Source organism: Microbacterium sp. 01T413_2, from assembly GCF_056398985.1.
Genome location: NZ_JBFTQL010000001.1, coordinates 214,312 through 227,264, shown reverse-complemented (window position 1 = coordinate 227,264; position 12,953 = coordinate 214,312). Strand labels below are relative to the sequence as shown.

The window sequence follows — 12,953 nt, the reverse complement described above, 5'->3', positions numbered from 1 at the left end:
GCGTTCTCCGATAAGTGTCAGGGGGATGGAATAAGGGCCACGAGGCCGGGGCCAGCCTACGCGGGCTGGACCCCGATCGCGACATCAGACGGGCGGACCGGAGCGGGCAGCACGGTCTGTCCCATGAGGTGCCTGTCCACAGCGGCCGCTGCGGCGCGTCCCTCGGCGATCGCCCACACGATGAGGGACTGGCCTCGTCCGGCGTCGCCGGCGACGAACACGCCCGGGATGGTGGATGCGTAGTCCTCGTCACGCCGGAACGCGCCGCGCTCGGTGCGCTGCGGACCGTCCTCGCCGTACGCCTCGTACTCGGGGCCGGTGAAGCCCATCGCGATGAGCACCAGATCCGCGGGGATCTCCCGCTCGCTGCCGCTCTTGGGAACGCGACGGCCGTCCACGAACTCGGTCTCGGCGACGCGCAATGCGCGCACCTCGCCCGCCTCGTTGCCGAGGAACTCCACGGTAGAGGCCAGGTACTGCCGCTCCCCGCCCTCCTCGTGCGCCGAGGAGACCTCGAACACGGTCGGCATCATCGGCCAGGGCTGGTGCTCCGGGCGTCCCGACGACGGCTGCCGTCCGATCGCGAGGTTCGTCACGCTGAGCGCGCCCTGACGGTGCGCGGTGCCGATGCAGTCGGCACCGGTGTCGCCGCCGCCGATCACGATCACGTGCTTGCCCTCGGCGGTGATCTGGTTCGACACGGGATCCCCGGCGACGGCCTTGTTCGACTCGACCAGGTACTCCATGGCGAAGTGCACGCCGTCCAGGTCCCGTCCGGGGATCGCGAGCTCGCGCGGCAGGGTCGCCCCGGTCGCGATCACCACGGCGTCGTACCGGGCGCGCAGATCGGCCCAGCTGATGTCGGTGCCGATGTTCACGCCGGCGCGGAACCGCGTGCCCTCCTCGGACATCTGGCGCAGGCGCGCGTCGAGGTGCGACTTCTCCATCTTGAAGTCCGGGATGCCGTAGCGCAGCAGCCCGCCGATGCGGTCGTCGCGCTCGAACACCGCGACGGTGTGCCCTGCACGCGTGAGCTGCTGAGCGGCGGCGAGACCGGCGGGGCCGGATCCGACCACGGCGACGGTCTTGCCCGTGAGCCGTTCCGGCGGCTGCGCCTCGACCCAGCCCGAGGCGAAGGCCTCGTCGATGATCGAGACCTCGATCTGCTTGATCGTGACGGCGGGCTGGTTGATGCCCAGCACGCAGGCGCTCTCGCACGGCGCCGGGCACAGCCGTCCGGTGAACTCCGGGAAGTTGTTCGTCGCGTGCAGGCGGTCGATCGCCGCGCGGCCTTCGCCGCGCCACGTGAGATCGTTCCACTCCGGGATGAGGTTGCCGAGCGGGCAGCCCTGGTGGCAGAACGGCACACCGCAGTCCATGCAGCGGCTCGCCTGGCGGCGGAGCACGGCCGAATCGCCCGGCTCGTACACCTCCTTCCAGTCCATGATGCGGACCGGAACGGGCCGGCGGGCGGGGAGCTCGCGCTCCGTGACGGTCAGAAAGCCCTTGGGGTCAGCCACCGGTCACCTCCAGGATGCGGGTCCAGACGATGGAGCCGTCGGGGTCGATCCCCTCGGCCTCTGCCTCTGCGCGGGTGCGCAGCACGGCGGCGTAGTCCCGCGGCAGGATCTTCGTGAAAGAGGCGGCGAAGTCGTCGTCCGCCAGGATCTCCGCCGCGAGCGGGGATCCGGTGCGCTCCACATGCTGCGACAGCAGCTCGCGCAGCTCCTGCGTGTCCACCTCGTCGAGAGCCAGGAGCTCCAGCTCCCCCGCGCTCAGCGAAAGCGGGTTCACGCGCTCGGTGTGCAGATCGCGCACGTAAGCGATGCCGCCGGACATGCCGGCGCCGAGGTTGCGTCCCGTGCTGCCGAGGATCACGGCGACGCCGCCGGTCATGTACTCGAGCGCGTGGTCGCCCACGCCCTCGGCGACGGCCGTCGCCCCGGAGTTGCGGACCAGGAACCGCTCCCCGACGACGCCGGAGATGTGGATCGTGCCGCTCGTTGCGCCGTAGCCGATCACGTTGCCGGCGATCACGTTGTGCTGCGGCACGAACGTCGCATCGGGATGCGGACGGACCGCGATCTCGCCACCGGAGAGACCCTTTCCGACGTAGTCGTTCGCGTCGCCCTCCAGACAGATCGAGATGCCCCGCGGCAGGAACGCGCCGAGCGACTGCCCGGCAGTGCCGTGCAGGGAGATCCGGATCGTGCCCGCGGGCAGCCCCTCTCCCCCGTGCTGCACGGTGACTTCGTGGCCGAGCATCGTGCCGACGGCGCGCTCGGTGTTGCGGATCGGCAGATCGAAGGAGACCGGCGTGCCCTGAGCGATCGCCTCGCGGGCGGCCTCGAGCAGAGGAGCATCGAAGTGCTTCTCCAGCTCGTGGTCCTGCGCGCGAGCACTGCGACGGGGCTCCCCGGCGGGGAACACAGGACCTTCGAGCACCGGGGCGAGGTCGAGACCGTCCGCCTTCCAGTGCTTGATGGCCGCGTCCGTGCGCAGCAGATCCGCCCGGCCCACGATCTCTTCCAGGCTGCGGAAGCCGAGTGCGGCGAGGTGCTCGCGCACCTCCTCCGCGATGAACTCCATGAAGTTCACGACGAACTCGGGCTTGCCCGTGAACCGCTCGCGCAGCACCGGGTTCTGGGTGGCGACACCGACCGGGCAGGTGTCCAGGTGACACACGCGCATCATGATGCAGCCGCTCACCACGAGCGGCGCCGTGGCGAAGCCGAACTCCTCCGCACCCAGCAGGGCGCCGATGATCACGTCGCGGCCCGTCTTCAGCTGGCCGTCGACCTGCACCACGACGCGGTCGCGCATGCCGTTGAGCATGAGCGTCTGCTGCGTCTCGGCGAGGCCGAGCTCCCACGGGGTGCCCGCGTGCTTGAGCGAGTTCAGCGGGCTCGCGCCCGTGCCACCGTCGTGGCCGGAGACCAGCACGACGTCGCTGAGCGCCTTGGCGACACCGGCAGCGACCGCGCCGATGCCGGACTGGCTGACCAGCTTGGTGTGGATCCGGGCGTTCGGGTTGGCGCGCTTCAGGTCGAAGATGAGCTGCTTGAGATCCTCGATCGAGTAGATGTCGTGGTGCGGCGGGGGCGAGATGAGCCCGACCCCGGGCGTCGCGTGCCGGGTGCGCGCGATCCACGGATACACCTTCTGCGGCGGCAGCTGACCGCCCTCACCGGGCTTGGCACCCTGTGCGAGCTTGATCTGGATGTCGTCGGCCGCGGTGAGGTACTGGCTGGTCACGCCGAAACGGCCGGACGCGACCTGCTTGATCGCGCTGCGGCGCTCCGGGTCGACCAGGCGATCCGGATCCTCACCGCCCTCGCCGGTGTTCGACTTCGCGCCGAGACGGTTCATCGCGATCGCGAGCGTCTCGTGCGCCTCCTGCGAGATGGATCCGTAGCTCATCGCACCGGTGGAGAACCGCTTGACGATGGAGGACACGGGTTCGACCTCGTCGATCGGCACCGGCGGGCGCTCCCCCGTGCGCAGCTCGAACAGGCCGCGCAGGGTCTTCAGCTCCTTGGCCTGGTCGTCCACGAGCTGCGTGTACTCGCGGAAGATGTCGTACCGCCGGGTGCGCGTCGAGTGCTGCAGACGGAACACGGTGTCCGGGTTGAACAGGTGCGGCGAGCCGTCACGGCGCCACTGGTACTCGCCGCCCGTCCAGAGGCGCTCGTGCGCACGCGCCGCGGCGTCCTCGGGGTAGGCGAAGTCGTGGCGCGCCTGGTTCTCGGCGAAGACGTCCTCGATGCCGATGCCGCCGAGCTTGGTCTCGGTGCCGGTGAAGTACGCGTCGACGAGCTCCTGGCTGAGGCCGACCGCCTCGAACACCTGCGCGCCGGCGTACGAGCCGACCGTGGAGATGCCCATCTTGGACATGATCTTGAGCACGCCCTTGCCGAGCGCGTAGATCAGGTTGCGGACGGCCTTCTCCGGCGTGATGCCGGTGATGTAGCCGGTGCGCACGAGGTGCTCCACCGTCTCCATCGCGAGGTAGGGGTTCACCGCGGAGGCGCCGTAACCGATCAGGGTCGCGACGTGGTGCACTTCGCGCACGTCACCGGCCTCGACGATCAGTCCGACCTTCATCCGGTCCTCACGGCGGATGAGGTGGTGGTGCACCGCGGACAGCATGAGCAGCGACGGGATCGGGACGAGGTCCTTGTTGGAGTCCCGGTCGCTGAGGATGATCAGCTCCGCGCCGTCCTCGATCGCGGCGTCGACCTCGGCGCACATCTCCTCGAGGCGCTGGGCGAGCGCGTGCGGACCCAGATCGAAGTGGTAGAGCCCCTTGATCGTCGCGCTGGAGCGCTCCGGGCGGGCGCGATCGATGTGACGGAGCTTGGCGAGCTCGTCGTTGTCGATGACGGGGAAGTCGAGCACGATCGTGCGTGCGTGTTCGGGTCCCCAGTCCAGCAGGTTGCGCTCCGGCCCGAGACCGAGCGAGAGGCTCGTGACGACCTCTTCGCGGATCGCGTCCAGCGGCGGGTTGGTGACCTGCGCGAACTGCTGCACGAAGTAGTCGAAGAGCAGCCGCGGACGCTCCGAGAGCACCGCGATCGGCGCATCGCTGCCCATGGCGCCGAGCGGCTCGGCGCCGGTCTGCCCCATCGGGGTGAGCAGGATCCGCACCTCTTCCTCGGTGTAGCCGAAGGTGCGCTGACGACGGGTGATCGATGCGACCGGGTGCACGATGTGCTCCCGCTCCGGCAGATCGGCGAGGCGCACGCGTCCCTCATCGAGCCACTCCTGCCACGGGTGCAGGGCGGCGAGGTCTCGCTTGACCTCTTCGTCCTCGACGATGCGGCGCTGGGCGGTGTCGACGACGAACATCGTGCCGGGCTGCAGGCGGCCGCGGCGCTTGATGCGCTCGGGTTCGAACTCCAGGACACCGGTCTCGCTGCCGATCACGACGAGGCCGTCCGTCGTCTCGGTCCAACGGCCGGGGCGCAGTCCGTTGCGGTCGAGCGTGGCGCCCACGACGGTGCCGTCGGTGAAGATGAGGGCGGCGGGACCGTCCCACGGCTCCATCTGGTTGGCGTGGTACTCGTAGAACGCGCGCAGGTCCGGATCCAGGTCCGTCTGACGCTCCCAGGCAGCCGGCACCATCATCATCACGGAGTGCGGCAGGCTGCGCCCGGTGAGGGTGAGCAGCTCGAGCACCTCGTCGAACGAGGCGGAGTCGCTCGCACCGTCGGTGCAGATCGGCAGCAGCGGGCGGATGTCGCCGAGCAGCTCGGACTCGAGCTGCGACTGGCGGGCGCGCATCCAGTTGCGGTTGCCGCCGACGGTGTTGATCTCGCCGTTGTGCGCGAGCATGCGCAGCGGCTGCGCGAGCGGCCAGGACGGGAAGGTGTTGGTCGAGTAGCGCGAGTGCACCACCGCGAGCTCGGAGGCGAAGCGCTCGTCCTGCAGGTCGGGGTAGAACGGCTCCAGCTGCAGAGTCGTGACCATGCCCTTGTAGCCCAGCGTGCGGGCGGACAACGAGACGAAGTAGGCCCCGAGCTCATGGCCGGCGCGCTTGCGCAGCCTGTAGGCGACCCGGTCCAGCGCGATGCCGGAAAGCGCCTCGGCTCCGCTCGAGGCGGGGCGCGAGACGAACAGCTGCTCGAAGGCGGGGCGGGCCTCGTCGGCGAGCTTGCCGAGGTGCTGGTTCGCGGTGGGCACCTCGCGCCAGCCGAGCACGGTGAGGCCCTCGGCGCGCGCGATCTTCTCGATCCCGGCCTTCTGCTCGCGACGCGACCGCGAGTCGAGCGGGAGGAAGGCGAGCCCGGCGGCGTACTCGCCCACCGGAGGAAGCTCGAACGAGGTGACCGCACGCAGGAACGCGTCCGGCATCTGCGTCAGGATCCCGGCGCCGTCGCCGGTGCCCGCGTCGGAGCCGATCGCGCCGCGGTGCTCCAGGTTGCGCAGCGCCTCGAGGGCGAGCGCGATGATGTCGTGGCCCGGCTCCCCGCGGAGCGTCGCGACCATGGCCAGGCCGCAGGCGTCCTTCTCGAACGCGGGGTTGTACATCCCCTGCTTCGGGGGGTAAGCGCCGGAAGCGCCGTGGGGAGGCTGGAAGTACACCAGTCACCGTCCTCAGATTTCTGATGAACCCGGGGACATCATCGGCCCGCTCGTTCAGTGCGATATTCCCGGTGGACGTACGTCCACCGCAGCGAGGCTCCTGTCGGTGCCGTTCTCAGGGGCGGGAGACGGCGCTCGTGGCGTCCGCCTCCGCGCGATTCTCGTCGGTCTGAGGCTCGCTCAGGTCGACGAAATCATCGGGGTTTTGCGATTCTACCCCAGCGGCGCTCGGCTCCCGACCCGGCTGGTACGGCGAGGGCTCGAAGCCGGGGTGACGGCGAGTCTGCACGAACAGGACGACGATGCCCAGCACGACGCCGAACAGCGCGGCCCAGACGTTCGTGCGCAGCCCGAAGTAGATCTCGCTCGGATCGATGCGGATCGACTCCCAGACCATGCGTCCTGCGCCGTACCAGATCAGGTAGACGGCGAAGAGCTTGCCCCATTGCAGGCGCAGCTTGTGGCCGAGCCAGAGCAGGAACAGGCAGCCCAGAGTGTTCCAGATGACCTCGTACAGGAACGTGGGGTGGAACAGGGTCCCGGGGGCGAGTCCTGCCGGGAAGGCAGAGTTCGTCGACTCGATCTCCAGGCCCCAGGGGAGGTCGGTGGGCAGGCCGAACAGCTCGTGGTTGAACCAGTTGCCGAAGCGGCCGAACGCCTGCGCGAGGATGAGGCCGGGGGCCAGCGCGTCCGCGAAGGCCGAGAAGCGCACGCCGGTCCACTTGCAGCCCAGCCAGGCGCCGATGGCGCCGCCGATGAGCGCGCCGAAGATGGCGATGCCGCCCTCCCAGATGGCCCAGACCGAGCCGGGCTCGAACGGGTTCCAGGTGTTCTTGTCCGGCCCGAAGTAGAAGCCGGGGTGCGTGGCGACGTGGAAGATGCGCGCGCCGATGATGGCGAGCGGCACCGCGATGATGCAGATGTCCACGACGACCCAGCGCTCCGCGCCGCGCTTCGTCAGCCGGTGGTTGGTCAGCAGCGTGGCCACGATGATGCCGGCGATGATGCACAGCGCGTAGAAGTGGATCTGCAGCGGCCCGACCTGGAAGTAGCTGATCGGCGGGCTCGGGATGCTGGCATGCACGCCGATGAGAGCGTTCTGGAGCGCGAAGGGCATGGTCACGAGTCTACGTCGTCAGAGCGCCGTCACCGTGCGAGCGCGGTGCCCGTGGCGAGTTCGCGGGTGACCTCCGCGAGCCGATCCACGCCCCCGTCCCGAAGAGCCCGCACGAGGGCGGTGCCGACGATCGCGCCGTCGGCGTACTCCAGCACGCCCGCGATCTGCTCCGCGGTGGAGATGCCGATGCCCACGCACGCACGACCGGCGCCGTGCTCCCTGAGGCGTCCGACGAGCGTGCGGGCGGCCTTGTCCAGCTCGGCCCGCTCCCCCGTGATGCCCATGGTCGAGACGGTGTACACGAAGCCTGTGGAGCTTGCAGCGACCAGGTCGAGTCGGGCGTCGGTGGAGGTGGGCGCGGCCAGGAAGACGCGGTCGAGCCCCGTGCGCTCGCTCGCGGCGATCCACTCGGGTGCCGCCTCGGGAGTGATGTCGGGCGTGATCAGACCTGCACCGCCCGCGGCGAGCAGGTCGTCGGCATAGCGGTCGACGCCGTACTGCAGCACGGGGTTCCAGTAGGTCATGACGACCACGGGGGCGTCCACGGCAGCCGTGATGGCCGCGACCGCCGTGAAGAGATCGCGCATCCGGAAGCCGTTCGCGAGTGCCGCCTGCGTCGCCTCCTGGATGATCGCGCCGTCCATCACGGGATCGCTGTAGGGCGGTCCGAGCTCGATGATGTCCACGCCGTTGCGCGCCAGGGCGATCGCGGCGTCGATGCTGGTCTGCAGGTCGGGGTAGCCGACCGGGAGGTAGCCGATGAAGGCGCCCCGACCGGCGTCATGTGCGCGCTGGATGGCCTCTTCGACGCGGCTCATGCGCCGACTCCGTTCTCTGCAGCGCCCTCGTCGTACAGCCCGAAGTAACGGGCCGCGGTGTCCATGTCCTTGTCGCCGCGTCCGGAGAGGCAGACCGCGAGGATCGCGTCGCGGCCGAGCTCCTTGCCGATCCGCATGGCGCCGGCGAGGGCGTGCGCGGACTCGATCGCGGGGATGATGCCCTCGGTGCGGCTCAGCAGGCGCAGCGCCTGCATGGCCTCGTCGTCGGTCGCGGGGATGTACTCGGCGCGGCCGATCGCGGCGAGCCAGGAGTGCTCCGGCCCCACGCCGGGGTAGTCGAGGCCCGCAGAGATCGAGTGCGACTCGATGGTCTGCCCGTCCTCGTCCTGCAGGACGTACGTGCGTGCGCCGTGCAGCACCCCGGGGCGACCGCGTTCGATCGAGGCCGCGTGCTTGGGCGTGTCGACGCCGTCGCCGGCCGCCTCCACGCCGTACAGCCGCACGGTCTCATCATCGAGGAACGCGTCGAACATGCCGATCGCGTTGGAGCCGCCGCCGACGCAGGCGAGCACCGCATCCGGCAGGCGCCCGGCCTCGTCGAGCAGCTGCTGACGAGCCTCCTCGCTGATGATCTTCTGGAAGTCGCGCACCATCGCCGGGAACGGGTGCGGGCCCGCCGCCGTGCCGAAGATGTAGTTGGTGGTCTCGACGGTCGCGACCCAGTCGCGGTACGCGTCGTTGATCGCATCCTTGAGCGTGCGCGATCCCGTGGTGACGGGCACGACCTCCGCGCCGAGCAGGCGCATCCGGGCGACGTTGAGCGCCTGACGCTCGGTGTCGACCTCGCCCATGTAGATCGTGCACTCGAGACCGAACAGCGCGGCGGCGGTCGCCGTGGCGACACCGTGCTGGCCGGCGCCCGTCTCCGCGATCACCCGGGTCTTGCCCAGGCGCTTGGTCAGCAGCGCCTGACCGAGCACGTTGTTGATCTTGTGGGATCCGGTGTGGTTGAGGTCCTCGCGCTTGAGGAAGATCCGCGCGCCGCCGGCGTGCTCGGCGAACCGCGGCACCTCGGTGATCGGCGAGGGACGCCCGGCGTAGGAGTGCAGCAGGGTCGCGAGCTCGGACTGGAATGCCGGATCGGCGATCGCCTCGTGGTACGCCACGGTGAGCTCGTCGATCGCCGCGATGAGCGATTCGGGCATGAAGCGCCCGCCGAAGTCACCGAAGAACGGCCCCGGCTGATCGCGCAGACTCATGATCCGGCCTCCAGGAAAGAACGCAAGGTGGCGACGGGGTCGCCGGTGACGAGCGCCTCGCCGATGAGTACCGCGTCGGCACCGGCCGCGCGGTAGTGCGCGACGTCGGCGGGCGTGAGCACGGCGGACTCGGCGATCTTCACGGACGTCGAGGGGATCCGCTCGACCAGCCGGCCGAACAAGTCGCGGTCCAGCTCGAGGGTCTTCAGGTCTCGGGCGTTCACGCCGATGAGGTGCGCACCAAGATCGATCGCGACCTCGAGCTCCTCGGCGGAGTGCGTCTCGACGAGGGGCGTCATGCCCAGCTCGAGGATGAGGGCGTACAGCCGCTCCAGATTCGCGCGGTCCAGGCCCGCCACGATGAGCAGCGCGAGGGACGCACCCGCGGCGCGCGCCTCGAACACCTGGTACGGGGTGGCGATGAAGTCCTTGCGCAGCACGGGGACCTGCACGGCGGCGGTCACGGCCTCGAGATCGGCGAGGCTGCCCCCGAACCGACGTTCCTCCGTGAGCACGCTGATCGCAGACGCCCCGCCCTGCTGGTACAGGGATGCCTGCAGCGCGGGATCCGGGATCTCGGCGAGGGCGCCGCGCGACGGGCTCGCCCGCTTCACCTCGGCGATGATCTTGACCCGGTCCGCGGGCGCAAGCGCGGCGCGTGCGTCGAGGGCCGGGGCGCGATCAAGTGCGGCACGCTCCACGATCGCCAGCGGACGCTCCCGCTCGCGACGGGCGGCGTCCTCGACTGCGCCGGCCGTGAGGTCGGCGAGCACCATTAGTGCGCCTTCGGCTGGTACTTCGGGCCCTTCGCGCCGTATCCGGCCTTGGAAAGCACCCAGCCCACGATCGCGCCGACGACGATCAGCGCGACGCCCACCCAGACCACGACGGGGACGTCGAGGAAGAAGGCGGCGGTGCCCACGCTGAATCCGAGCAGCATGATCACCACGGCGGTCCAGGCCGCAGGCGAGTGTCCGTGGCCGGGATCTGCGATGGGGTTGCTCATGTTCTCCTCCGAGCGTCGGGTGGTCTGGTCAAGTCTATCGGGATCGTGCTTCTCGACGAGGACCGCGGACAGCGCGGGGCGTCGTCGAGGCGGTCTAGCGGGTGGGGTCGGTGCCGCGGCTGAGCTCGTCCCAGCTCTCCACCGCGTCCACCGGTCCGTCGTTCGGCGCCGGGGCGGTGCGATAGCGACGCCCGCCGCTGCGCCACTGCCCCGCGGTGACCAGGGCCAGCCCGCCGCCGAGGAGCAGCAGGATCCAGCCGACGAGCGCAGCCCAGGGCCAAGCGGTCACGGCGATGCCGTCGACGATGGCCTTCAGCGCCGTGTCCCCTGCGAGCCCCGTGGCCTTGGTGAGGGCGGGGCTCACGGCATCCAGCGGATGCTGGAACAGGATGCGCGTGGTCAGCACGAGCAGGAGGGCCCCGACAGCGACCGCGATCGCGGCGAACACGCGTCGCAGCACGGGCCCGACGAGAGCGATGGCTGCACACAGCGCGAGCGCCGTGAGGCTCAGCGGGGCGAGCACGGGGAGCGCCGCGTTGCCGGCGACGTCGAGCGACTCTCCCCCGTCGGCGCGGGTGACGGTCAGCCAGGTCTGCGTCGAGGACAGGACCCCGATCCCGCCCGCGAGCAGGATCAGCAGCAGGCTCGTCGACTTCGCTCGGCGGGCGAGCATCACGCCGTGGCCTTCCCGGCGTCGTCTGCCACAGCCCGGTCCTGCGCCGCGGCGACGACCGGATCCAGATCGCGCCCGTCGAAGCAGGTGCGTGTGCCGGTGTGGCAGGCCACGCCGATCTGGTCGACGAGCAGCAGCACGGTGTCGCCGTCACAGTCCAGCCGGGCGCCGCGCACGTGCTGCACGTGGCCGGAGGTGTCGCCCTTGCGCCAGTACTGCTGGCGGGAGCGGGACCAGTACGTGGCTCGCCCCGTCGTGAGCGTGCGGCGCAGCGCCTCCTCGTCGGCCCAGGCCATCATGAGCACCTCGAGAGTGTCCCACTGCTGCACGATCACGGGGACGAGGCCCTGGTCGTTGTAGCTCACGTCGGCGAGCCTGGCATCGAGATCCGTGTTCATCGCACCGTCACCCCCGCGGCGTTCAGCGCCGCCTTCACATCGCCGACGGTCAGCTGTCCGGAGTGGAACACGCTCGCGGCGAGCACCGCGTCCGCGCCCGCGGCGATGGCCGGAGCGAAGTCCTCGGCCTTCCCGGCGCCGCCCGAGGCGATGACGGGCACGCTGGAGACCTCGCGCATGAGGCCCACCAGCTCCAGGTCGAACCCGTCCTTGGTGCCGTCGGCGTCGATGGAGTTGACCAGCAGCTCCCCCGCGCCGCGTTCGATGGCCTCGCGGGCCCAGTCGAGGGCGTCCAGGGAGGTCTCGGTGCGCCCGCCGTGCGTGGTCACGGCGAATCCGGAGGCCGTGCGCGGACTGCGCTTGATGTCGAGCGAGAGCACCAGCACCTGGGCGCCGAAGCGGTCAGCGATCTCGCCGATCAGAGCCGGACGGGCGATCGCCGCGGAGTTCACCCCGACCTTGTCGGCGCCGACGCCCTGCAGGCGGGCCACGTCGTCGACCGAGCGGACGCCGCCACCGACGGTGAGCGGCACGAAGACCTCTTCGGCGGTGCGGCGCACCACGTCGTAAGTGGTGGCGCGCTCATCGACGGTCGCGGTCACGTCGAGGAAGGTGATCTCGTCGGCGCCCTGCGCGGCATAGTGCCGGGCGAGCTCGACCGGATCGCCCATATCGCGCAGGTTCTCGAAGTTCACGCCCTTGACGACGCGGCCGGCGGCCACATCGAGACACGGGATGACGCGCGCGGTGAGCGACATCAGAGCCTCGCGGCGTGGATCGCGGTGACGAGGATGGCCCGTGCGCCGAGCGCGTAGAGCTGGTCCATCACCTGGTTCATGCCACGGCGCGGGATCATCACCCGCACGGCGACCCAGGCCGGGTCCCGCAGCGGCGACACCGTCGGGGACTCGCGCCCTGGCGCGATCGCGGCCGCCTGCTCGACGAGATCGGCCGGCAGGTCGTAGTCCAGCAGCACGAACCGGTGGGCGACCATGACGCCGCGGAGGCGGCGCAGCAGCTTCTCGGTGCCCTCGGCGTCGCCGGGGCGGCTGATCAGCACCGCTTCGGACTCGATGATCACCGGGCCGAAGATCTCCAGACCCGCCTGGCGCAGCGTGGTGCCGGTCTCCACGACATCGGCGATGGCGTCGGCGACGCCCAGGCGCACGGCCGATTCGACGGCGCCGTCGAGCGGCACGAGCTCCGCGGTGACGCCGTGCTCGCGCAGGTAGTCGTCGACGAGCCCCGGGTAGGCGGAGGCGACGCGCACGCCGTTGAGGTCCTCCAGGGTCTTGAACCGTCCGGGCGGGGCGGCGAAGCGGAACGTCGAACGGGCGAAGCCGAGCTGCTCGATCTCACGGGCGTCCGGGCGGCGCACATCGCGCAGCAGGTCGCGTCCTGTGATGCCGACGTCCAGCGCGCCCGAGGCGACGTAGGTGGCGATGTCGCGAGGACGGAGGAAGAAGAATTCGACGTCGTTGTCGGCGTCGATCACGTGCAGGGTCTTGGTGTCGCGGCGGCCGGCGTATCCGGCTTCGGCGAGCATCTCGGCGGCGGTCTCGGACAGCGATCCCTTGTTCGGGACGGCAATGCGCAGCATGGGAGGTCTTTCGTTCGAAGCGATCTGTGTGCGAAAG

The 12,953-nt window shown here is 70.3% G+C and carries 11 protein-coding genes; all 11 read right to left on the bottom strand.

Features of this window, described 5'->3' with window-relative positions; all coding sequences use genetic code 11:
• Positions 1–56 precede the first annotated feature (56 nt).
• Positions 57–1,520: a glutamate synthase subunit beta gene (locus tag AC1DMN_RS01090; protein WP_440731759.1), complete on the bottom strand. Its 1,464-nt coding sequence runs from the start codon at positions 1,518–1,520 to the stop codon at positions 57–59.
• The gene (gene gltB, locus AC1DMN_RS01085) at positions 1,513–6,030 is read right to left on the bottom strand and encodes a glutamate synthase large subunit (protein ID WP_477229089.1); all 4,518 of its coding nucleotides are present in this window, start codon (positions 6,028–6,030) and stop codon (positions 1,513–1,515) included. The genes AC1DMN_RS01090 and gltB overlap by 8 nt, the downstream gene beginning before the upstream one ends.
• A 169-nt stretch (positions 6,031–6,199) precedes the next feature.
• On the bottom strand, positions 6,200–7,201 hold the full coding sequence (lgt, locus tag AC1DMN_RS01080) for a prolipoprotein diacylglyceryl transferase (protein ID WP_477229088.1): 1,002 nt from the start codon (positions 7,199–7,201) through the stop codon (positions 6,200–6,202).
• 29 nt (positions 7,202–7,230) lie between these two features.
• Positions 7,231–8,019: a tryptophan synthase subunit alpha gene (gene trpA, locus AC1DMN_RS01075; protein WP_441975915.1), complete on the bottom strand. Its 789-nt coding sequence runs from the start codon at positions 8,017–8,019 to the stop codon at positions 7,231–7,233.
• Complete coding sequence (trpB, locus tag AC1DMN_RS01070) at positions 8,016–9,239, bottom strand: tryptophan synthase subunit beta (protein ID WP_441975916.1); 1,224 nt, start codon at positions 9,237–9,239, stop codon at positions 8,016–8,018. The genes trpA and trpB overlap by 4 nt, the downstream gene beginning before the upstream one ends.
• Positions 9,236–10,012, bottom strand: coding sequence for an indole-3-glycerol phosphate synthase TrpC (trpC, locus tag AC1DMN_RS01065; protein WP_477229332.1), 777 nt, complete (start codon positions 10,010–10,012; stop codon positions 9,236–9,238). Before trpC ends, trpB begins: the two co-directional genes overlap by 4 nt.
• A 2-nt stretch (positions 10,013–10,014) precedes the next feature.
• The gene (locus AC1DMN_RS01060) at positions 10,015–10,245 is read right to left on the bottom strand and encodes a DUF6704 family protein (RefSeq protein ID WP_440731764.1); all 231 of its coding nucleotides are present in this window, start codon (positions 10,243–10,245) and stop codon (positions 10,015–10,017) included.
• A 94-nt stretch (positions 10,246–10,339) separates the two neighbouring features.
• A complete protein-coding gene (locus AC1DMN_RS01055) occupies positions 10,340–10,918 on the bottom strand; it encodes a Trp biosynthesis-associated membrane protein (RefSeq protein ID WP_441975964.1) in 579 nt (192 codons plus the stop codon).
• Positions 10,918–11,316: a phosphoribosyl-AMP cyclohydrolase gene (gene hisI / locus AC1DMN_RS01050; protein ID WP_440731766.1), complete on the bottom strand. Its 399-nt coding sequence runs from the start codon at positions 11,314–11,316 to the stop codon at positions 10,918–10,920. Before hisI ends, AC1DMN_RS01055 begins: the two co-directional genes overlap by 1 nt.
• Positions 11,313–12,074, bottom strand: a complete 762-nt coding sequence (gene hisF / locus AC1DMN_RS01045; RefSeq protein WP_441975919.1) for an imidazole glycerol phosphate synthase subunit HisF — start codon at positions 12,072–12,074, stop codon at positions 11,313–11,315. The genes hisI and hisF overlap by 4 nt, the downstream gene beginning before the upstream one ends.
• Positions 12,074–12,916, bottom strand: coding sequence for an ATP phosphoribosyltransferase (gene hisG, locus AC1DMN_RS01040; protein ID WP_440731768.1), 843 nt, complete (start codon positions 12,914–12,916; stop codon positions 12,074–12,076). The genes hisF and hisG overlap by 1 nt, the downstream gene beginning before the upstream one ends.
• Positions 12,917–12,953 lie beyond the last annotated feature (37 nt).